At 34.1% G+C, this 20,879-nt stretch carries 19 protein-coding genes, 1 rRNA gene and 3 pseudogenes; 12 read left to right on the top strand and 11 right to left on the bottom strand.

The genetic code is table 11. From position 1 onward, the window contains the following. Positions 1-20: 20 nt before the first annotated feature. Genes LA754_RS01040 through LA754_RS01030 form a run of 3 tightly spaced genes read left to right on the top strand, consistent with a single transcriptional unit; the run spans position 21 to position 6,427 of the window. Positions 21-4,772, top strand: coding sequence for an NAD-glutamate dehydrogenase (locus LA754_RS01040; protein ID WP_077188567.1), 4,752 nt, complete (start codon positions 21-23; stop codon positions 4,770-4,772). 4 nt (positions 4,773-4,776) lie between these two features. Beyond that, positions 4,777-5,073, top strand: coding sequence for a Sec-independent protein translocase subunit TatB (gene tatB / locus LA754_RS01035; protein WP_038250226.1), 297 nt, complete (start codon positions 4,777-4,779; stop codon positions 5,071-5,073). Then, positions 5,045-6,427: a PleD family two-component system response regulator gene (locus tag LA754_RS01030; RefSeq protein WP_006279452.1), complete on the top strand. Its 1,383-nt coding sequence runs from the start codon at positions 5,045-5,047 to the stop codon at positions 6,425-6,427. The genes tatB and LA754_RS01030 overlap by 29 nt, the downstream gene beginning before the upstream one ends. Before the next feature lie 144 nt (positions 6,428-6,571). Here the strand turns inward: LA754_RS01030 and recO are convergent, their stop codons facing one another. Together recO and LA754_RS01020 are read right to left on the bottom strand one after the other, a co-directional pair. After that, on the bottom strand, positions 6,572-7,294 hold the full coding sequence (recO, locus tag LA754_RS01025; protein WP_006279453.1) for a DNA repair protein RecO: 723 nt from the start codon (positions 7,292-7,294) through the stop codon (positions 6,572-6,574). Positions 7,295-7,501: 207 nt separating this feature from the next. Then, a complete protein-coding gene (locus tag LA754_RS01020) occupies positions 7,502-7,828 on the bottom strand; it encodes a DUF1016 N-terminal domain-containing protein (RefSeq protein ID WP_077190109.1) in 327 nt (108 codons plus the stop codon). Between the two features lie 171 nt (positions 7,829-7,999). On the opposite strand from LA754_RS01020, the gene LA754_RS01015 reads away from it, so the two are divergent. After that, positions 8,000-8,620 (top strand): hypothetical protein, encoded by a 621-nt coding sequence (locus LA754_RS01015; protein ID WP_006279909.1) that lies wholly within the window; start codon positions 8,000-8,002, stop codon positions 8,618-8,620. Positions 8,621-8,804: 184 nt separating this feature from the next. Here LA754_RS01015 and LA754_RS01010 read toward each other — a convergent pair whose 3' ends face one another. Next, the gene (locus tag LA754_RS01010) at positions 8,805-9,143 is read right to left on the bottom strand and encodes an outer membrane protein assembly factor BamE (RefSeq protein WP_006279908.1); all 339 of its coding nucleotides are present in this window, start codon (positions 9,141-9,143) and stop codon (positions 8,805-8,807) included. 131 nt (positions 9,144-9,274) lie between these two features. On the opposite strand from LA754_RS01010, the gene LA754_RS01005 reads away from it, so the two are divergent. The 3 genes from LA754_RS01005 (at position 9,275) to tsaB (ending at position 12,117) form a co-directional block, all read left to right on the top strand. Further along, positions 9,275-10,264: a ribonucleotide-diphosphate reductase subunit beta gene (locus LA754_RS01005; RefSeq protein WP_006279906.1), complete on the top strand. Its 990-nt coding sequence runs from the start codon at positions 9,275-9,277 to the stop codon at positions 10,262-10,264. A gap of 138 nt (positions 10,265-10,402) precedes the next feature. Continuing rightward, the gene (locus LA754_RS01000; RefSeq protein ID WP_049973631.1) at positions 10,403-11,533 is read left to right on the top strand and encodes a cation:dicarboxylate symporter family transporter; all 1,131 of its coding nucleotides are present in this window, start codon (positions 10,403-10,405) and stop codon (positions 11,531-11,533) included. After that, entirely contained in the window at positions 11,533-12,117 is a 585-nt protein-coding gene (gene tsaB / locus LA754_RS00995; protein WP_006279904.1) for a tRNA (adenosine(37)-N6)-threonylcarbamoyltransferase complex dimerization subunit type 1 TsaB, read from the top strand. The genes LA754_RS01000 and tsaB overlap by 1 nt, the downstream gene beginning before the upstream one ends. On the opposite strand, the gene LA754_RS00990 is transcribed toward tsaB, so the two are convergent. Then, positions 12,112-12,735, bottom strand: a complete 624-nt coding sequence (locus LA754_RS00990) for a DEAD/DEAH box helicase family protein (protein WP_006279903.1) — start codon at positions 12,733-12,735, stop codon at positions 12,112-12,114. The genes tsaB and LA754_RS00990 overlap by 6 nt on opposite strands. 280 nt (positions 12,736-13,015) lie before the next feature. On the opposite strand from LA754_RS00990, the pseudogene LA754_RS00985 reads away from it, so the two are divergent. After that, a pseudogene (locus tag LA754_RS00985) lies at positions 13,016-13,375 on the top strand (class II aldolase/adducin family protein); the annotation flags it as partial. Between the two features lie 62 nt (positions 13,376-13,437). Here the strand turns inward: LA754_RS00985 and tnpA are convergent. Then, on the bottom strand, positions 13,438-13,875 hold the full coding sequence (gene tnpA / locus LA754_RS00980; protein WP_006279552.1) for an IS200/IS605 family transposase: 438 nt from the start codon (positions 13,873-13,875) through the stop codon (positions 13,438-13,440). A gap of 103 nt (positions 13,876-13,978) precedes the next feature. On the opposite strand from tnpA, the pseudogene LA754_RS00975 reads away from it, so the two are divergent. Next, positions 13,979-14,682 (top strand): annotated as a pseudogene (locus tag LA754_RS00975) (IS3 family transposase); the annotation flags it as partial. Between the two features lie 444 nt (positions 14,683-15,126). On the opposite strand, the gene LA754_RS00970 reads toward LA754_RS00975, so the two are convergent. The 4 genes from LA754_RS00970 to pstC all read right to left on the bottom strand — a co-directional run bounded on the left by LA754_RS00970 (position 15,127) and on the right by pstC (position 18,225). After that, on the bottom strand, positions 15,127-15,270 hold the full coding sequence (locus LA754_RS00970) for a hypothetical protein (protein WP_156518021.1): 144 nt from the start codon (positions 15,268-15,270) through the stop codon (positions 15,127-15,129). Then, on the bottom strand, positions 15,251-15,595 hold the full coding sequence (locus tag LA754_RS00965; protein ID WP_006279902.1) for a F0F1 ATP synthase subunit epsilon: 345 nt from the start codon (positions 15,593-15,595) through the stop codon (positions 15,251-15,253). Before LA754_RS00965 ends, LA754_RS00970 begins: the two co-directional genes overlap by 20 nt. A gap of 12 nt (positions 15,596-15,607) precedes the next feature. Next, the gene (atpD, locus tag LA754_RS00960) at positions 15,608-17,035 is read right to left on the bottom strand and encodes a F0F1 ATP synthase subunit beta (protein ID WP_006279901.1); all 1,428 of its coding nucleotides are present in this window, start codon (positions 17,033-17,035) and stop codon (positions 15,608-15,610) included. Positions 17,036-17,136: 101 nt separating this feature from the next. After that, the gene (gene pstC, locus LA754_RS00955) at positions 17,137-18,225 is read right to left on the bottom strand and encodes a phosphate ABC transporter permease subunit PstC (RefSeq protein WP_006279900.1); all 1,089 of its coding nucleotides are present in this window, start codon (positions 18,223-18,225) and stop codon (positions 17,137-17,139) included. 107 nt (positions 18,226-18,332) lie between these two features. Here pstC and rpmH point away from each other — a divergent pair, with 107 nt between their 5' ends. From rpmH to LA754_RS00940, 3 genes and pseudogenes are all read left to right on the top strand, one after another. Further along, entirely contained in the window at positions 18,333-18,467 is a 135-nt protein-coding gene (gene rpmH, locus LA754_RS00950) for a 50S ribosomal protein L34 (RefSeq protein WP_006279898.1), read from the top strand. Between the two features lie 67 nt (positions 18,468-18,534). After that, positions 18,535-18,810, top strand: a pseudogene (gene rnpA, locus LA754_RS00945) (ribonuclease P protein component); the annotation flags it as partial. A gap of 86 nt (positions 18,811-18,896) precedes the next feature. After that, positions 18,897-19,160 (top strand): hypothetical protein, encoded by a 264-nt coding sequence (locus LA754_RS00940; protein WP_077188558.1) that lies wholly within the window; start codon positions 18,897-18,899, stop codon positions 19,158-19,160. A gap of 63 nt (positions 19,161-19,223) precedes the next feature. Here the strand turns inward: LA754_RS00940 and LA754_RS00935 are convergent, their stop codons facing one another. Together LA754_RS00935 and rrf are read right to left on the bottom strand one after the other, a co-directional pair. Next, complete coding sequence (locus LA754_RS00935; RefSeq protein ID WP_006280014.1) at positions 19,224-20,606, bottom strand: IS66-like element ISWen3 family transposase; 1,383 nt, start codon at positions 20,604-20,606, stop codon at positions 19,224-19,226. Between the two features lie 129 nt (positions 20,607-20,735). Further along, positions 20,736-20,842: ribosomal RNA gene (gene rrf, locus LA754_RS00930) — 5S ribosomal RNA — on the bottom strand. Positions 20,843-20,879: the final 37 nt, after the last annotated feature.

The raw sequence follows: 20,879 nt of genomic DNA, 5'->3' as shown, positions 1-20,879 counted from the left end.
TGTGTATTTTTGTTAAAAAAATGTGTATAGATCATAATGTTGACACTGAGTCTTTATTTAAGTTAGCTGATCAAGAAAATCAGCAAGATAAAGAAAAAATTAAAAAATTTATTAAGTATTTTTATAGTTTTGTTTATAAAAGCGACCTAAAAGCCAATGATAAGTTTTTGCTATATATTGTAAACGATGCTTACAATTTTGTTTCTCAAAAAGAGAAAGATGAAAGTAAGTTAGTAGTAAGTAATATAGATGATATACCAGGAATAGAAGGCGATTTTACCACGATTAAGATAACAAACGATGATATGCCATTTTTGGTTGACTCCGTTATTGCAACTATTAAGTCGCACGATTTAACCATATGCTATTACAGCAACAGCATAATTAACATTAAAAGAAAAGATGGCCTAATAGATGAGATTTACCCTTTGGAAGAAAGTAATGGAATAAAAGAGTCAGTTATATATGTAATTATCAAAGGTATAAGTGACAGTTTTGTTGATACATTAAAAGAATCTCTACAAAAAACGCTGAAAGCAGTTAATTGTGTTGTGAAAGATTGGCACTTAATGCTTAAGAAACTTGATGAGGCAAGTCTTTCTGTCATCCCAGTACTTGATACTGGGATCCAGGAAAAGGACACGTGGATTCCAGTGTCACGCACTGGGATGACACCAGACCGAAATCAAGAGCAAAAAGATTTTCTAGTTTGGTTAAAGAATAATAATTTTGTATTTCTAGGTTATCAAGAATATATTGCTGGTAAAGATGAAAAACTCGTCTGTGATGGCAAAAAGGACCTTGGCCTGATGAGAGTAGGTCAAAGTACGTTGATTCCTTCTGCAAACCTTGATTCCCTATACATATTGAGATCAGATCTAATCTCAATAGTCCATCGGCGTACATACATGAATTGTATAGGAGTAAAAGAATTTGATGACCAGGGTAATGTAGTAAAGGAACGGCGTTTTTTCGGGCTATTTACTTCTGTAGCGGAGGTCCAAGATATTCGAACTATTCCAATAATAAAAGATAAAGTTAAAGTTATAGAAAAAAATGCAGGATTTGTAACCGGGGGCCACAACAATAAAGCTTTGATTTCTATTTTGCAAGTGTTCTCTTGTGATGAATTATTCCAATCAAATGAAGACGAATTATTTAAAATTTGCATTTCGATCATGTCTCTTGCGATTAGGCCAAGGGTCAGATTATTTTTAAGAAGAGTCGGGGATTTTATTAGTTGCATAGTGCTGATACCGATGCGTTATGCTAGCGCTAGGCTAATGTTCAAGATACGTGACATATTGAAGGATGAGACAAGTGCAGGAAGTTCAGATATTTATAACAATCACATTATCAATGAATATGATTTGATGAAATTGCATGTAGTGCTAAAGGCTAAAAACGCTAGTGTTCCTGATGATGAAGTTTTGCGTATCGAAAACAAATTAAGGAACATTACGGAAAAATGGGAAGATCGTTTTATAGACAATTTATATAATACTTTTAGCACTGTTGAGGATATATTCATCCGTTATTGCAAGGCATTTCCAATAAGCTATCAAGAGAGTTTCGAACCTCATGACGCATATTACGATATGAAAAAATTGGAGATAGTGAGGAAAAAAAGAGTTAGCGAGGTCGATTTAAGACTTACTCGTGACAATCTTAATTATCAATTAAAGGTTTACACTTCGAGCAATGGAGGTCTTGAATTATCGAAGATATTAAGAATTACTAAGAATTTGGGAGCTAAGATTCTATCTCATAATGGCTATTACATAGAAATTAACGGCGGAATATGGATACACCATTTTGTGTTGTCAAGAGTCGATGAATTAATAGACAACATTACTCTAAAAGAGCAATTTGAAATAACACTTGCGAAAGTGTTTAGCAAGGAAATTAAAAATGACTATTTCAATAGTTTGATCATTATTGCTGGGCTCAAGTGGAAAGAAGTGCTTCTGGTTAGAGCGTTAAGTGCTTACCTAAAGCAGACGTCATTTAACTACAACCCAGAATATATCCAAAAGGTAGTCTCAGAGTATCCAAAAGTAGTAAAGTATTTGATACAACTATTTCATGCAAGATTTGATCCTAACATAGACATTGATAGAGCAGAAACTACGGACATTGTCAGAGAAAAAATTGAGGAACTTCTAAAAGAGATCAGCAATGTTTCACATGATTACGTTTTACGCTCGATATTTAACTTGATAATGGCTATTTTAAGGACCAGTTATTATCAAGACGATAAACCATATTTATCTACAAAATTTGACTCAAGTAAAATAAATGGTTTGCCTGATCCTCGTCCGTATCGCGAATTGTATATTTATTCAAACCTTTTTGAGGGAATACATCTAAGAGGAGGGAAATTAGCCCGTGGTGGCTTAAGGTGGTCGGATAGGACGGAAGATTTTCGCACTGAAGTTTTGGGGCTCATGAAAGCTCAGATGACAAAAAATGCGGTTATTGTCCCTGTTGGTGCAAAGGGTGGATTTGTAATAAAGCAAGCTTATAAAGATAAGAATATTTTAAGAGAGAAAAGTGTTGAGTGCTATAAGAGTTTTATTAGAGGAATGCTTGATATTACTGATAACGTGGTTGATGGTGAAATAATTCCACCAGAGAATGTGATTAGGTATGATGAAGACGATCCATACTTGGTAGTTGCAGCAGATAAAGGCACTGCTTCATTTTCTGATTATGCCAACCAGATAGCCTCTGAATACAATTTTTGGCTTGGCGATGCATTTGCATCTGGTGGATCAGCAGGTTATGATCACAAAAAAATGGGTATTACAGCCAGAGGTGCATGGATTGCAGCACAGAGGCATTTTTGGAAAATGAATAAGGATATTTACCAGGATACAACTGTTATTGGAATTGGAGATATGGCTGGCGATCTATTTGGAAACGGTATGCTGCTTTCAAAAAATATACATTTAATCGGCGCATTTAACCATATGCATGTTTTTGTTGACCCAAACCCTGATGCAGAAAAGAGTTTCACAGAGCGTAAACGTCTCTTTGAGTTACCATTTTCAACTTGGATGGATTATAATAAAGATTTGATTTCTAAGGGTGGAGGAGTATTTGAGCGTAGCAGCAAGCAAGTAAACATTTCTCAAGAAATAAAAGAATGCTTTGATATAACAGAAGATATGCTACCTCCAAGTGATTTGATTAGATATCTGTTGAAAGCAAAAGTGGACTTCATATGGAATGGAGGAATTGGCACGTTTGTTAAGGCAAAGAGTGAAAATCATAGCATGGTCGGTGACAAAGCAAACGATGAGCTGAGAGTAAATGGTAAGGATATTAGAGCTTCTATGTTTATAGAGGGTGGAAATCTTGGTTGTACACAGCTTGGAAGAATAGAATATGCTGAAAAAGATGGATATATCAATGCAGATTTTGTTGATAATTCAGCCGGAGTGATATGTTCGGACCTTGAAGTTAACATTAAGATTGCATTTGTTTCAGCTATGAAAGCAGGGGGTATTTCTTTAGAAAAAAGGAATGAAATACTGGCAAGTATGGTGGATGAAGTTGCATCCAAAGTGCTTGAGAACCACAACAAAATTGAAACAAAAGCATTACTTCTTGAGTGTTTGCAAGCTAAAGAGAGATTGGAGCAGCACCACAGGTTACTGCTCAGTTTAGAAAAATCTGGGCTGTTAAACCGAAGCGTAGAATTTCTTCCAACTGAAGAAGAGATAGCAAGGATGTTAACTGGTGCAGAAGGTTTCAGTTCTCCTCAGCTCTCTGTTCTAATGTCTTATGCTAGAACAGCAATAAAAAATGAAATTATACATTCCGATCTGTCTGAAAAAGATCTTATATCTCATGACTACTTGCTAGGTTATTTTCCTAAAAAGATGGTAACAAAGTTTAAGGATTTCATATTAAAACACCAACTTCGTAGAGAAATTATCTCTACTTGCATTGCAAATGATGTAGTGAATAGAATGGGCTGTATATTCATCAATAATTTGGCTGAGAACACTGGAATTAAGATACAAGAAGCGGTTAACATATATATTGTTGTTAACCACCTGTATGATTTAAACAGCCTGTGGCAGAAAATTGATGAATTGGATGGAAAAATTGATGTTAACTCATACTTACAAATAGTGAGGAACGTGCAGAAATTTATTGGCAGAGTATCATTTTGGCTAGTGAAAAATCTTGGCAAGCTTAGCTTTGTAGAATTGGATGATGTTACAAAATTTAAAGATGCAATTGAAACTTTAGGCCAGAACTTAACTGATGTTTTAGATGAACACCTATTAAAGATCTATAGCCATGGATCAACTTCTTTAGTAGAACTTAATATAAATAAAGATCTAGCAAAAAAAGTTGCTGATCTATGCGTTCTTGCTTATGCACTGGACATTATATCTGTTGCTGAACAGACATCTTTGTCCATTCTTGATGCTGGTAAAATATACTTTGAGTTAAAGTCGCTGTTAAGATTCGATCTGATTAGAACAATTGCCATCAAGATGAAAAGCCGCTCTTCTTATTGGGATCGCAGCTTAGTTAATGATTTATTGGACGATTTAAGCAATTACCATCACAAGCTAGCTGTTAAAGTCATAAAAGCTACTGATAACCCTGAAGATAAGGTTCAAACCTGGGCTTGTAATGATAAGGACTACATAGAACGTTATAATAGTTTTTTAGATGAGATGGTTGCTTCTAAACTTGATTTAAGCAAATTAATATTTATAATCAGAAGGATTAAAGTACTTGCTTCATAGGAAAATGTTCAATATAGGTCTTTCAGAAATTTTAGTTGTAGCTTTAGTGAGCATAATTGTTCTTGATAAAAATAAGGTGCCTGTATTTATTGATCTTATTAGGAATGTGTATAAGTATCTTATGATTATAAAATCAAAAGCTAGGAGGTTATTGAAAGACGCAGGAGTTGAAGACTTATATAAAGAATGTAATGCTGAGAAAGTAAATTACATAATTGGTAAAAATGGTAAGCTTTATCCTACTTATGATATAGATAATACATCTAAAGATAATGACAGCAAAGATTCTGGTAGTAGATGATGTACTATCTAATGTCAAGCTTTTAGAAGCTCGACTAAAAGCAGAGTACTATACGGTTAGCGTAGCTCATGATGGTGAAGAAGCTATAGATTTAGTAGCAAAGCAGCAGCCCGATATTATATTACTTGATATCATGATGCCAAAGATGAATGGCTTTCAAGTTTGTAAGGAGCTAAAGAGTGATCCCTTGACAACCCATATTCCAATAATTATGGTAACTGCGCTGCATGATACTCATGATAGAGTGCAAGGTATTAATGCTGGCGCGGATGATTTTCTGACTAAACCAATAAACGAAACTGCTTTATCTGCACGAATTAAGTCTCTCACACGCTTAAAGATGATTATTGATGAATTGCGTTTGAGAGGAGAAACTAACGCTGAGATTGGTGGAGTCGCAGGAAACAGTATTATGGATTATTCCAATCAGATTTTTGATGCTAACATACTTGTTATAGATGAGGATGTTCATCAAGCAGAGCAGATATATAATATATTAAAGCAACGCTTTAGGTCAATTAAAATACTGAGTGATCCAATGGAAGCATTGAAGGTTGGTATTGAGAATGGTTACGACCTGATCATTTCTGATATGCAATTTTCAAAAACTGACGGCTTGCGTTTGTGTTCTGAGTTTCGTAGTAAGGTGGAAACACGTTATACACCAATTCTGATTCTTTCTGAGGATTATGATAAAAACAATTTAGTAAAAGCACTTGATGTAGGTGCTAATGATTATTTAACAGTACCTTTGGATGAGGGTGAGCTAATAGCAAGGGTTAATTCGCAAGTAAAACGCAAAAGATATCAAGATGCCTTGAGAATGAATTTATTTAATAATGCGGAAATGTCTATAAAGGACCCATTAACTAACTGTTATAATAGAAGATATTTTGATGCACACTTAAGAAACATTGTTAAGGACTCTGTGGAAAAGGATAGAAGGTTGTCTCTTATGATACTTGATATAGACTATTTTAAGATAGTGAATGACAGTTTTGGGCATAGTGCTGGAGATGAACTTTTAAAGCAAATACAGAAAAGAATTTCTGAAAATATCAGAGTGACAGATTTACTAGCTAGGTTTGGTGGTGAGGAGTTTGTTGTTGTAATGCCAGATACCAATGTATCAGATGCGTATACTATTGCGGAGAGAATACGAAAAATTATTGCTAAAGAACCTTTTGTACTTGCGGATAAAAATACAACCCATAATGTAACTGTGAGCATTGGAATTGCAGAAATGCAAGGATCTGACTTTGATGATATTAAAAAATTTATAGTACGTGCTGACAGATATTTATATAAAGCAAAAAACAGTGGTAGAAATAGAGTGGTTACTGGCTATAGCTAAAGTGGCTTAAGTTTACCGACAACCGTCATTCCACTACTCGTGAGCGGAATCTATGCTGAGATACCGCGAATGAATCGCGGTATGACGTGTTGCTTGGGTTAGCTATAGATTTCTGAAATGATTTCAAAAAAATGATAACTAAGATTAAAGCGACAACATGAGGTTTCTCAGCTCTGGAAATTTCACGTTTAACTGCAAAAATAGATACTTATTTAAAAAATATCCTGTGACTTTCAGTCCTAACTGAAATTCTTGGAATGAGTAGCTGTTTTGTAGGGTATTATTGTATACATCATGCAACATTTGTGGAAAAGGTAGGAGTTTATCTGCATAATAATCTCCTACTTTTTTTGACACTGCTCTACCAGTTTTTGGAGAAATAAATTGCAGATTTTCCTTAACACCTGTTACAGCGCATTTGGATAAGTCTAACTTGAATCCCAATTGCGTAAGAAGCAGAAGCTCTAAGTTAAGATAATGGCTTTGCCAAGACTGATTGTTGTGTTTAATTACATCGATGAAATATCGAAAATTGTCATACAGCATGGCACAGGGTTCACTTTCTGGAAGCACTTTTTCTAAAATAGAGGAGAAAGAAACAATAGTAATGCTTTTTAACCTATCTTGAAAGAAATGATGGAATGGAGATTCGATTAATTCGCACTCAAAAAAACCTAGATTTTCAGGTAACTTAGCACTCCATTCTGCATGTAATAGATTACTTATCTGAAACTTATAATTGCTATTGTTTGTTAGCTTAGTTAATCCCCTGCGCTTTCCATGATTTTTTGTAAACAGAGAGAGAATTAAGTTTTTATCGCCGTATTTTTTAGCAGCTATAATGATGCCTTCATCTTTCCATCTCATTTAGAGTATATTGACCGTATGATATTATAGGATAGTACACCTAGAGCTTGTAATCCATAAAAATCACTTACTCCGTTACTGTCTGCTTCCAAAGTTTCAAGGCTATGAGAGAGTAAGGTATTGGCTGCCACCCTTCTTCCTGAGCCTCCATGCTGAGCTTTTGGTTTTTGGTTTGCTAAATAATTGTTTGAATGATTTTAGTAACCATTACTTTTCCTTATCTGAAATTTTGGATAATTCAGCTTCTAATTCTTCTATCGTCGGTAAAGCTGTTTTTATGTTCTCTGGTAGATTTTCAGTTATTCGATATTCCGCTAATCCTATTGGTTTATTTATGTCTTTACTTAATTGATCAATTACCTTAGCTCCCCAGGTATGTTCTTTTTGGCGTTTTAGGATCTCTGTACCAATATGGTGGTAAAGCAAAATAAGCTTACTATTTACTGCAAGTGCTGCCTTATAACGGTTTGTTGCAATACGATCTTTCAACTGCTCTAAAAGTTCTGTATATTCTTTTCCTATAATTTTTGTCATACGGTCCCTTTTAATCCATTATACAATTCTTTGTCTGTCGAGAAGACAATCTTTCGCTTGCCTGCAACTTTGAAGGGATTCCTTATTGACTTCAAAGTTGTCCATCAACTAAAATATATTGACTTTACGTGCAATATTAGCTTTAAACCAGTAAAACAAGCTGCTTAACATATGCGTTTTTTCTATTCTAATTATATTCTTTTTTTGTCTTTATGTTGTTTTCTGCTTTTTTCGTTACCTTCAACAAAAGCCCAAACGAATGATACGTCAGTTGTTCCTATACCACAAAGGAAAAAAGAATTGGTTGAGCACACTGTTGTAGCACAACCGAGGCAAATTATCGAAATGCAAGAAGAAGTCATTATTAACGAGGGTAAAGAATTCATTCCAATTCCAAAAAGAAAAAAAAGTGTAGAGAAAAAACTAAGAAGGGATGTTAGAGGGGCAAAAAATGAAATAGGAAACGAAAAAAGCGTTGAGAGCAAAAAGGATGAATTAGTTGTAACAGAAATTATTAACTCTATAAGAGACAAGCTCACAAAATGCTGGAGCATTCCTGAAAGCATAGCTTACAAAGAAAATTTTAATATAAAAATTAACTTATTGTTATCCAGTCAAGGCGAGATAATTATGGCGGATGTAGCAGACAGTGATTCCTATCGAAATAATCCACTTTTCAGGTCGATAGCAGATAACGCAATGCGTGCAGTATATAAATGTAGCCCATTAACCGGCTTGCCTACTCAGCACCACCACATTTGGCGTGAAGTAACACTAGACTTTATTCTATAGCTAAAGTAATTCTATAATTTAATAAGCCCACTGTATCCGTTCAGGATAGCAGCAAGGTAGTATAACCATAGAGTAAAAGTGAGTTTACAACAAATGGTGTCATCCCAGTGCTTGACACTGGGATGACGTTATACGGTTCTTGGATGCAAAGAAGAGTGAGAAAAACTCCATAGTTAGCAAACTTTCAATCAGAAACAGCCAAAGATCTCTCTAAGATGTCAGTTTCTTTTGTATCTTCAACTTTACCGTCCTGGTCGAATGAAATTTGCAGAGACTTACTACTATACTTCCTTTTTCCTAAAAAGTTGGCTTGTTTAATTTTATATGAGACATAGTACCAAACATTGTCATCGAACTTTGATACTAATGTTGGTGATCCTAAAGTGTGAACCACTTTTTCTTTATCGTCACCTACTTTTATCTTGCTCCACAATTCAACACTAATGCCAGGAGCTCCGTGATTGTGAATAGTGTGAGTGCAGCTCACTGTAAATAATAAAATAAAAGATATTAATACTCGCATTTCTGTTGATAAATTACTTGAAGCTATAATACACTAATAAATTATCTGCCGTCAAATTTCAAAAAAGTTAAATTGACTGATTCTCAATATCACTTAATATAATATTTACTTTAGAAAGTAATAGGTGTCTTATGTCATTGTTAGAAGCAGATCCAATATACAAACCTTTTAATTACCCTTGGGCGTATGATGCGTGGCTGCAGCAACAAAGAATCCATTGGATACCTGAGGAAGTTCCACTTGCTGATGACGTAAAGGATTGGAAAACTAAACTTTCAAGTGTAGAAAAAAATCTACTAACCCAGATCTTTAGATTTTTTACTCAGGCAGACATTGAAGTAAATAACTGCTACATGAGGCATTATTCAAATATATTTAAGCCAACGGAAATATGCATGATGCTTGCAAGCTTTTCCAATATGGAAACTATACACATTGCAGCTTATTCTTATCTTTTAGACACAATTGGCATGCCAGAAAGCGAGTATCAAGCATTCTTAAAGTATGATGCTATGAGAAAGAAGTATGAATACATGTTAGAATTCGAGGAAAGCAAAAAACACGATAAAAAACATGTAGCTAAAACTCTAGCGGTGTTTGGTGCATTTACCGAGGGGTTGCAGTTATTCGCATCATTTGCAATTTTGCTCAATTTTCAACGCTTTGGAAAAATGAAAGGCATGGGACAAATAATTGCCTGGTCAGCCCGTGATGAAACTTTGCACACCAATTCAATTATCATGTTGTTTAATACATTTATTAAAGAAAATAATGAAATTTGGGACGACGAGTTTAAAGAGGAATTATATTCTGCATGTCGCACCATTGTTGAACTTGAGGATGAATTCATAAAGCTTGCTTTTGATTTCGGAGACGTTGAAGGACTATCCGCAGAAGAAGTGCGCAATTACATACACTACGTAGCAAACAGACGGTTAATGCAATTAGGTCTTGAGTCCATATATGATGTTAATGATAATCCTATTCCGTGGCTTGATGAAATACTAAATGGCGTGGAACATACGAATTTCTTTGAAAATAGAGTAACAGAGTATAGCCGTGCAGCAACTCAAGGCACATGGGAGGAGGCTTTTACTGAAAACGACACGAATAATAAGTGAGTGCTAATTTCACTCTTCTTTGTCATTCCAGTGTCAGCTACTTTCATTACACCATTTGCTGTGCAGTTTAGACAGTTTTGCTTTACTTAACAACTAACTTACCATATATATGTCCATAGGACATTGGTACATAAGAACGTGCTACAACTATTAATCTTACTCACGGTCATCACTTCAGTTGCATTCTTTGGTCATTTAGTTCCAATGGAAGCAAAAACCTTCTTGTACTCAACGAGCCTGAGTATAAAAGAGGTTTTGCTATTTATAATGCCTTTTATTATTTTTGCGTTAATCTTTAGCAGTGTTAACAATCTTAAGCAGTCAGCTATAAAGTTCATATTGTTACTTATTATAATGATCTTCTTGTCAAATCTGGCTTCAAGTTTAATAGCTTATTCTGTTGGGCATTTCATCATACAAAACACTCATTCAATACAAGATATAACGTATGAAGAAACAATTGTTCCCTTATGGTCGTTTAGGCTGCCTGCATTGCTTTCTAATTTTTATGCCCTTGCCTGTGGATTTGTGTCCAGCATAGTAGTGTCCACACTGCTACCCAAGAAAAGCAAAGAGCTTTCGAACAAAATGTTAGATTTAACTCTCTTTATTTTGAAGACGTTTTTGACGCCGATTATTCCAATATTTGTACTTGGGCTTGCTTTAAAAATGCAGCATGATCAAGTTTTATCTATAATATTTAAGGATTACTCAATAATTTTCATTATTATAGCATCTGCAACCTACCTTTATGTTTTCCTCTTATATGGAGCAGCAAATTCATTCAAGATCACAAGCTGGATAGCTAGTATAGGCAATATGATACCGGCATTTATTACTGCGATGAGCACAATGTCTAGTAATGCAACTATGCCTCTTAGTCTTGAAGGAAGCAAAAAAAATGTAAAGCAACCTGACATAGCATCGTCTGTTGTGCCAATAACTGCTAGCTTTCATTTAGTAGGTGATTGCTTTTTTATCATAATATTATCAATGATAATTGCCTCCGGTTATTCATTGTGCACAACAGACTATGTAACTTTCCTTCTCTATTTTTTGTTATTTAAGTTTGCTATCGTTGCAGTGCCGGCAGGAGGAATTATGGTAATGCTACCTATTCTTGAGAAATACCTCAAATTTTCTCCAGAAATGCTTTCGTTAATCACAGCATTGTATATAGTGTTTGATCCAATAATCACTTCAGCAAATGTTATGGGTAATGGTGCCTTTACTATGATATTTTCAAAACTCTATGATAAGCTTAAGTAATGTCTATTTTAGCGATTGATACTGTAGGTATTGGTAGTTCAATAGCAATAGTTGATTATGATGGTAACTGTTTTGTAGAGCACAATTCCACCAGCAATAGTCATGCAGAATCATTTTTTCAAATACTAAGTACTTTATTTGATAAGCACAACTGTAATTATGATAAAATAGATCATTTGGCGGTAGTAGTTGGACCAGGAAGTTTCACTGGAATTAGAGTTGGTATATCAGCTGCACAAGGTATAAATCTTGCTACAAATAAGCCGTTATACGGGGTTAGTGCGCTGGAAGTTCAAGCCTACGCAATATCTTTGCTTTGTGCAAATAGCAAAAAAAATATCAGAGCTATAATCAAAAATGCTCAAGGGTTTTATACACAGTTATTTGATTTCAATTTGTTGCCGCTGTCTGGTCCAACTGCAGCATGTGACCCTGGTCACGCTACAAGCAGTACACATATGGATTGCAATTTAAATGCTAGCCATGCAGGGCTATTAGTTCATTATAGACTAAAGAACAAGCAAAAATTAAATGAAGTTGAAGCTCTATATTTAAATGAGCCTCAGTATATGAAATTGCTATAGACTATTTTTTTGCATACACGCAATTTGGCTAAGCTTGTGCATCTGGTTTACTATCTCTTGAGCTACTTCTTTTATACTCATATTTGAATTTTCTATCTCTATAGCACTCGGTGGTGTAAATAAGTTGTTAATCCTACATTGCTCTATCATGCTATTTAGATTAATCACCTTCCTATTTTTTCTTTGCCTTTTTAATGCAATACGCTTTTGTAATGTCGGTAGATCACACCTAAGTACCACAGGAAGGATTTCTGTGTTCATTTTTTTACTAAGCCTTACTATTGAATCATACATCCTCATGTTCTGGTCATTATTTTCCATCAACTCATCAATAAATATGTAATTTTTTGAGTGAATCGGATAATTTTCTATTACCTGAAGCATAATTTGCATAATGCCATATATTCTATCTTGAACTTCTTTAGGTATTTGATCACGTTCAAAGACACCATCGTATATAGAGCAAGCTTGAACATTGTTATAGAACTTACTATTTACAATTAATGCGTTTATCATATTAGATAATTCTATTGCTGTGGAAAGTTTACCACTTCCCGAAAGACCAGAGAGATATATGAAAAATCCTGCTGGCTGTTTCCTTGTGTTAATATTTACCATATTATTTTCAATCTTGAAACTTACATTTATAATAACATAAAAATGAGGCTTTAAAACATATGAAATATTATATAGAAAATTATTTTTGTAGTTAAGATATTATGTAATTTAAAAACATAAATTCTGTATATAAACTCTATAATAACGATAACTATTTTTAAGCAAGCTACAACACAAAAGTGTTTGGTATTCAGAAAGCAAGACAGAGTGGCATAGACTTATTAGTTTACTACAAGTCTCTTTTCGCGTATAAACCTTCAGAAGATTCTAACAGAGGATTGTGTTGTTAACAAAGAGCAGAGTAAAAAGGGATCTAGTCTATGCCTATCAGATTTTGTCCTACCTTAAGTTCGATGATCATACATATACTCACCTTTCAGTGCGTTCTGAAGATCAAAAGTCGTTTTATATTTATCCGTTTGGTATGCGTTTTGATGAAGTAGATGAACGTTCGTTAATGAAAGTATCATTTGATGGAGATGTAATTGAAGGCAAAGAATATCAATATAATAGAACTGGCTATATAATTCATGGTTTTATTTATCAAGCAAGGAAAGATATTCAAGCAATTTTTCACTTGCATACACCTTCTATTGTAGCGGTTTCTTCTCTCAAAGATGGGCTGCTTCCTATAACTCAACCACTATCGGCTGAGAGCCGAAAGGTTGGATATAGCGCTGGAAGCGCGATGAGAAGCTAAAGCTACTCCAATCTTATACTAGATATAGAATGAGGCTGATGTGCATCTGTATGTTTATTGATGTACTCATTAATGACTTCATCTGTGATATGTCCGCTGGTAGCACTAAAGTATCCTCTTCCCCAAAAACGCTTTCCCCAGTACATTTTATTTAGCTCTGGAAATTCTTGTTGAACTTTGCGTGAAGACCTGCCTTTGGCTCTTTGAACAAAATCACTCACAGCTATATGAGGAGGTATTACTACGAATAAATGTAAATGATCTGATGATATTACTCCGTTTTCTATCTTAATCCCCATTTCTTCAGATACTTCTGCTATGATTGTTCGTATTCTCTCCTTCATAGCCTTAGTTAATACTCTGTACCGATATTTTGTAATCCAGACTATATGGTACCTATGATAAAATACAGTGTGTTTTCCTTTGTCATATTCCGTCATAACTATACTTTATAAAGTACAGTTATGACATTGACAAACTAAAGTTTCTCCACCTAGAAGGTGGAGGCTTGTACCATCTTATGGAAAGTAAAGTATTCTTTTATATAGAAATTGCTATAAAACACAGGAACTATGTAGGGTTTTGTACTGGTGGTATGGGTTGCTAAGGAAAAAAGCAGTAAAGAATTAGCAAAAGAAGGGCTTCTAGCAGATATTCAAAAAATACATCAAGCATTCTAAATGCAGATATGGAGCCCCTAAAATTCACGCTGAATTAAAAGCTTTAGGCAAAAATTAAAACAGTACAAAGTGTTATGCAAGAAAATGGCATTAAAACCAAGCTTAGACGAAGGTTCAAAAATAAAAAACAGCAAATAAGCAACCGAGTTGTGGCTCCGAACACATTGGATCAAAATTTTACTACTGATCAGCCAAATAAAGTTTGGGATTACCTACATAAAAACTAAAGAAGGTTGTTGGCGGCAATAATTGACCTATATTCACGCATGGTGGTTAATGAGTAACATGATAATTAGTTATAGATTCTTTATTGATGGCCGTTGATAAACGCAAACCCGATAAAAATCTGCTGTTACATAGCGATCAAGGGTCACAGTATACCTCTCAAAATTACCAATTTCTATTGAATACAAAAAACATCATTTCCAGCATGAGCCATAAGGGCTGTTGTTACGATAACTCTGTTGCAGAAAAGTTCACTTAAAAGGGAGCTGCTCATTGATACTTCTCGCTCAACAAACCAGAACTGCCATATTTGAATACATAGAAATCTTTTATAACAAATAACGTAGACATTCTACTATTAACTATTGCATTCCTGCACAATTTATTCTCATGATAAAAACGTCTTAACTTTCTCTCTACTTTTTCTGGGTAAGGTCAAACATGCAATACCAATAATGCTAATATATTTTATAATTTTTCTCATAAGATATTTTACAATGCTTCTAATAATATTAGATATCATCTATAAAATTAAAAAATCCATGAAAGGGGATGAAAATATGTAAAAAAGTATTATTGATTAATTAAAAACAGATTTTGATTTGATAATACTAATAAAATCGATTTATCTTAAATTTACGTTGATTTTTACCTGTTATTTTTTGTAGTTTATCCAACGTAAATTCCAGGTAAAACAAAGTCGTTATCTCCAACCGTTACAACCAACTCTCCTTCTTTAATTTTTATTTGATTAGGTGTATGGTCCCATACCATCACACTCTGGGATCATACACCTAAAGTACTCCGACACTGGGATGACACCCCGGGGTTTCTGGGATGACAAAAAAGAGCCCCCTGAGCAAAAATCTTATAGCCACTTGAATGATAATTGACTTTTTGCCTAAAATAACTAAGAAAGAAACTTCTCATCAAGATAACTTAAATATATACTAATTCTCTTATTTTTAAACGATTTCTCATCATGAATTGCACGATCAAAAACCTGAATTTGACTTGTTATAATGCTACAATTATTATTTGCAACTTCTAATACGCCACTATCAATTACAACCTTCTTTTCTGTTTGGTTACTCATTTTAACAGTAATCATACCAGGCAATAAATAAATTAAGTAAGGAGCATGGTGAGCTAAAATCATAAGCTCCCCTTCGAGCCCAGTTACTGAAAGAGAAACCACTCCACTGAATGAAATTTGATCATCAGGAGAGAAAAATTGCACTTTAAAAGTATTCATAATCTTTAACTTTTATTTAGCTTCAGCTTGTATTAATTCAGCCTTTTTTATTGCTTCATCTATATTCCCCACCATATAAAAAGCAGCCTCTGGTAAGTGATCATATTTGCCTTCAACAATCCCTTTAAAACTGGAAACAGTATCAGAAAGTGAAACAAATTTACCAGGCATGCCAGTAAATATTTCTGCAACGTGAAAAGGTTGAGAAAGAAATTTCTGAATCTTACGAGCCCTATCAACAATAATTTTATCTTCATCAGATAGCTCATCCATACCAAGTATTGCGATAATATCTTGCAGTGATTTATAAGTTTGCAATATACGTTTCACCTCAGAAGCTACATTATAATGTTCTTCACCAATGATTTCAGCAGATAAAGACTGAGAAGTTGAATCAAGTGGATCAACAGCAGGGTATATTCCCATTTCAGCTATTTGCCTTGACAACACTGTGGTTGCATCAAGGTGAGAGAATGTAGTTGCTGGGGCTGGATCAGTCAAATCGTCCGCAGGAACATATATAGCTTGCACAGAAGTAATAGAGCCAGAAGTTGTTGAAGCTATTCTTTCTTGCATTGCACCCATATCAGTTGCAAGGGTTGGCTGATAACCAACAGCTGACGGTATTCTTCCAAGTAAAGCAGAAATTTCAGAACCAGCTTGTGTAAATCTAAAGATATTATCCACAAAAAATAGAACATCTTGGTTTTCACGGTCACGAAAATACTCTGTCATAGTAAGTGCTGTTAAAGCAACTCTAGCCCTTGCTCCAGGAGGCTCATTCATCTGACCATAAACCAAAACAGCTTGAGATTTTTCATGCTCATTTATATTTATTACATTTGAAGTGATCATCTCGTGATAAAGATCGTTACCTTCACGCGTTCTCTCCCCTACCCCGGCAAACACAGAAAATCCTTTATGAGCTTTTGCTATATTATTAATTAATTCCATTATTAGGACTGTTTTACCAACACCGGCTCCACCAAATAAGCCAATTTTTCCTCCTTTAAGATAAGGTGCAAGAAGATCTATAACTTTTATTCCCGTAACTAAAACTTCTTCCTGTATTCTCTGTTCAGTAAAACTTGGAGGTGCTCTGTGTATAGGCTCTAAGTTATACTTTCCCTTCAGTGGACCACACTCATCTATAAGCTCTCCAACAACATTAAAAATCCTTCCTAAAGTTGAACGCCCAATTGGCACCGATATTGGTGCACCTGTATCAACAAATTCATCCCCCCTTGACATGCCATCTGTGCTATCCATAGCAATACAACGAACTATATTGTCACCTATATGCTGCGAAACTTCTAAAACCAGCTCCTTATCCTTATATTTTAGTTTGCTTTTTAAAGCATTAAATATTTTAGGCAATTCACCTTCAAATTTTATATCAACAACTGCTTGAGTTACCTTAATCGCTCTACCTATATTCATCTCTTTATTTTTATCACCTAACACTATAATTCCATAAAAGAACTTCTAAAGAAAATAAATTTTATATTATTAATAGAAATTTTGCAACATTAAAACGCTTACTAGTTACGCTTCATTACAAACAATGCAAATGCATTTAATAGCCAAGTAATAATAAACAATACTAAACTAAGCGCATAAGCAGCAAGAGTTTGTACACTATTGAAATCCTGATCTCCGGTAAGTAATGTAGCGATCTGCACGGTAATGGTAGTAACTGAATTAAGAGGGTTAAAAGTCAAATTTGCGTTGATTCCCACAGCCATTAGCACAATCATTGTTTCACCTATCACTCTTGAAATTGACAATAAAATTGCACTTAAAATTGTAGGCATTGCATAAGGTATTGTTATATGCCATATAGTTTCCGCTGGAGTTGCACCAAGTGCCATGAAGCCATAACGCAAGCTTTTTGGAACAGATCTTATGGCATCTTCGAGTAAAGAAATAATAAAAGGAAGAATCATTATCCCAATCGATAAACCGGCAACTAAGGCACTTTCTGAGTGTATACTTAAACCAAAAAAATTTGCTACCTGCTTTATAAAGAAAGACAAAAACACAACCGCGAAATATCCATATACAACCGTAGGAATAGCAGACAAAACTTGCAAAGTTGTATTAACAATATAACGCACTTTCTCACTCGCATATTCACTAATATATATTGCAGAAAATAAACCAAGCGGAACGACAACTAACATTGCTATAATAGTTATAAGTAATGTACCAACTAAAAGCGGCGCTATACCAAAACATCCTATCTTCTCTTCATTGATAGTGACTACATTGTGGCCCCATTTCAAGCAAAACAAGAATTCTGAAATAGCTACTTTATTAAAAAAACTAATGGATTGAATAAAAATAGACAGCATTATAAATAAAGTGGTAAAAAATGATATGGCCAAAGCCACAAATAACGAAAGTTTTATTATCTTATTTCTTTTATTTTTAAAGATAAAAGCAAGCATGAAAAAAAGTAACGCTATAGAAATAAAAGTTACAAAACAATTATTATAGAATACTAACAACCAAGTTAGCATCCATACACAACTAAGATATAGATAAGATTTAACCTTATTTACTTCTTGAAACCTACTAAAACAAAATAAAAGGATTAGTAAGACAGGTATGACTATCACCGAATTCATTCTTCCATGCATCAAATTTTATTCTACGAAAATGTCATACAAGTTCACCATTATTTGACAATAAAGTAAAACAATTTAAAATAAATAATTATATTAATATAAAAACAATGAAGAGAACATTTCAACCAAAAAATTTGATAAGAAAGCGCAGACACGGATTTCGTTCACGTATGGCAACAAGAGCTGGAAGAAAAATCCTTAATAGGCGCCGTTCATTAGGGTGTAACAAATTATGCGCATAGTAAGTATAAAAAAAAAGATTTTTCTTCTGCTTTCAAAAATAAGTTAGCACTCAGCAGTCTTTTTTATCGTGGGCTTTATATATCACTGTACGCTATAAAAGAAAGAGAACCTGAGAAGTACATTCATACTATTAGAGTAGGTCTGGCTATCAGTAAAAAAACCGGAAAAGCAGCAAAAAGAAATAAAATAAAAAGGCAACTACGAATGCTTGCTAAAATTAGCATTTTAAATATAAGTAATATAGGACACTACTACATAATACTAACTCATAGAAACATTATGCAAGCAAGTTATAAAAATTTACAAAAAGATCTAACTATTTGCTTAAAAAAGATAAAATAAAAAAAAATCTCAATTAAGGTATTTACAACTATATTTTTTATGATAATATAGGTAAAATTTTTAAAAATAGTTAATGGGTGTGGTGAGTGGTAGAGCATATAAAAGAGGTAAATAACACAGGCTTTGGTCAGATGTATCAATTCTTATTTCTTCCTAAAGGAACAGGAACAGATTGGAGGTCAGCATTTCGCCAACAAGAAGAATTATTTAAAAAAGTGGGAGGTAATGTAATATTACCAGAAATCAGTAATTCTCCTTCAAAAGGGAATCAATTAGGGGAAGTAGGAACAATGCTAAATAATGTAGAAAATGACCAAGAGCATATAAGAAAAAAAAGATATCGTAGTTAAAGTAAAAACTTAAAGAATAGTAACAAAACAAGAAAGTTAAAAGTATCCGTTCAGGAGAGTGGTTTAAGAAACAATAGATAGGAGATTTTGGAAAGGATTGAGACCCCTTTGTTTCCAAGTTAAGTATAATGAAATTATCCGCTCAAGGAATGTATTTCCCCGCTTTGATTGTGTAAAATATGAGTTTTTGCGATAAACGACATAATGCCGAATTTGCCGTTCAGCGTGGTTATTTGTCAGCGGAATATTTTCTGGGTCATCTAAAAATTTCCACATCATTCTTTCAGATCTCAGAACATTTTTTGCAACTCGAGAGGCTCCAATTGCTTCAGGTAAACGAGATATCTCCTTCAAGTAATACTTTGTACGTTTTCTTAATTTTCTGGCACGTCTGACAAACCTCAAAACATCTATCTCACTTTTTAGTAAAGCTTTTTTTAGTGCAAATAATTCAGTGGCCACGTTTCTCAAGTAACAACCCAGAACTTTAACTTCAATATTCCAACTATGTGCTAATCTTTCAAAATCTCTTGATAAATGTGCCCAACAGATTTGCCTGTTTTTATCGGCAAAATAATTGTATGCTGCATACCTGTCAGTTATTACCAAGCTATTGCGATTGCAGAATTTACTATTTTGTAAAACTTTCATTCCTCTTGACTCTGTAAATTTTACAAAACTTGCCGTATTGCTTGCAAACATCCAACACCAAGCGAGTTTACCTTTGTTATAATGGCTCGTTTCATCAATATGTAGAACTTTACTCCTACTTATCTCTTGTTCGATCTGCTCATACATTTTTTTGCATTTTGAAGCAACTCTATGTTCACTACTTGATATGCTACCGACGCTTATGTTCAAATTGAAGATATCATTTACGACACTCGCTATTTCGCGTTTTGAATTTTTGTAGAATCCGCTGAACGCTGCAATTATTGACTTAACCCTTGGACCAAATGTATTTGGCGTAACACCTTCCGGTAACTTGCTACTTCTTCTCTTTCCGCATCTCCGACAACGGCCATGTTCTAACTGATATTCCACTACATAAGGCTTGATTTCTGGAAGATCAACTTTCTGATGAATATATGGTTTTTCACATATTGCAATTTCTCCTCCGCATTCGCAAGTATTAGGCAACTCTATCTTTACTACTTTATCTGCATCCATGTTGGCGCGAAAACTTCCTTTATGACCAACCTGACCGCCAATATTCCTTTCGCTTTTCGGCTTATTCTTTTTTATTTTATACAACTCTTTGGAACTTGGTATTGATGAATTTTTTGAGCTTAAACCGAGTCTTTCTCTTAACTCAGCATTTTCTATCTTTAAAGCCTTATTTTCTGCTTTTAAACTTTCATTCTCTTTTTCCAATCTTTCTATTTTTGCTTCTAACCTTTCTATTTTTTGCTGTAAATTTTTGCAAAGTTCTAAAAGGTTTACCATATTATTTCACTTTTGCTCTATGATTATCTTTTTAGATCACCTTGTCTACCTTATTCTGCCACTCCGCTTAACGGATACAGTTAAAATATAAGTATACCTACTGTCTAATTAACAAAGAAATTTTTATAAACTTGGCGGCGACCTACTCTCCCTTTTCAAGTACCATCAGCGCTAAAAAGTTTCACTTCCGAGTTCGAGATGAGATCGGGTGGTTCATTTTTGCTATAGCCACCAAGTCAATAAAAATTTCTAACTTAACAATTTTAACTTAAT

The sequence above is a fragment of the Wolbachia endosymbiont of Muscidifurax uniraptor genome (assembly GCF_054149795.1).
The sequence above is the reverse complement of the archived record's forward strand: the minus strand, read 5'-3'. Positions and strand labels throughout refer to the sequence as shown.

Excerpts from the sequence above, each read along its gene's own strand:
- LA754_RS01040 (WP_077188567.1), top strand. The coding sequence starts at position 21 with ATGTGTATAGATCATAATGTTGACACTGAGTCTTTATTTAAGTTAGCT.
- tatB (WP_038250226.1), top strand. The coding sequence starts at position 4,777 with ATGTTCAATATAGGTCTTTCAGAAATTTTAGTTGTAGCTTTAGTGAGC.
- LA754_RS01030 (WP_006279452.1), top strand. The coding sequence starts at position 5,045 with ATGACAGCAAAGATTCTGGTAGTAGATGATGTACTATCTAATGTCAAG.
- recO (WP_006279453.1), bottom strand. The coding sequence starts at position 7,294 with ATGAGATGGAAAGATGAAGGCATCATTATAGCTGCTAAAAAATACGGC.
- LA754_RS01020 (WP_077190109.1), bottom strand. The coding sequence starts at position 7,828 with ATGACAAAAATTATAGGAAAAGAATATACAGAACTTTTAGAGCAGTTG.
- LA754_RS01015 (WP_006279909.1), top strand. The coding sequence starts at position 8,000 with ATGCGTTTTTTCTATTCTAATTATATTCTTTTTTTGTCTTTATGTTGT.
- LA754_RS01010 (WP_006279908.1), bottom strand. The coding sequence starts at position 9,143 with ATGCGAGTATTAATATCTTTTATTTTATTATTTACAGTGAGCTGCACT.
- LA754_RS01005 (WP_006279906.1), top strand. The coding sequence starts at position 9,275 with ATGTCATTGTTAGAAGCAGATCCAATATACAAACCTTTTAATTACCCT.
- tsaB (WP_006279904.1), top strand. The coding sequence starts at position 11,533 with ATGTCTATTTTAGCGATTGATACTGTAGGTATTGGTAGTTCAATAGCA.
- LA754_RS00990 (WP_006279903.1), bottom strand. The coding sequence starts at position 12,735 with ATGGTAAATATTAACACAAGGAAACAGCCAGCAGGATTTTTCATATAT.
- tnpA (WP_006279552.1), bottom strand. The coding sequence starts at position 13,875 with ATGACGGAATATGACAAAGGAAAACACACTGTATTTTATCATAGGTAC.
- LA754_RS00970 (WP_156518021.1), bottom strand. The coding sequence starts at position 15,270 with ATGAGAAGTTTCTTTCTTAGTTATTTTAGGCAAAAAGTCAATTATCAT.
- LA754_RS00965 (WP_006279902.1), bottom strand. The coding sequence starts at position 15,595 with ATGAATACTTTTAAAGTGCAATTTTTCTCTCCTGATGATCAAATTTCA.
- atpD (WP_006279901.1), bottom strand. The coding sequence starts at position 17,035 with ATGAATATAGGTAGAGCGATTAAGGTAACTCAAGCAGTTGTTGATATA.
- pstC (WP_006279900.1), bottom strand. The coding sequence starts at position 18,225 with ATGAATTCGGTGATAGTCATACCTGTCTTACTAATCCTTTTATTTTGT.
- rpmH (WP_006279898.1), top strand. The coding sequence starts at position 18,333 with ATGAAGAGAACATTTCAACCAAAAAATTTGATAAGAAAGCGCAGACAC.
- LA754_RS00935 (WP_006280014.1), bottom strand. The coding sequence starts at position 20,606 with ATGGTAAACCTTTTAGAACTTTGCAAAAATTTACAGCAAAAAATAGAA.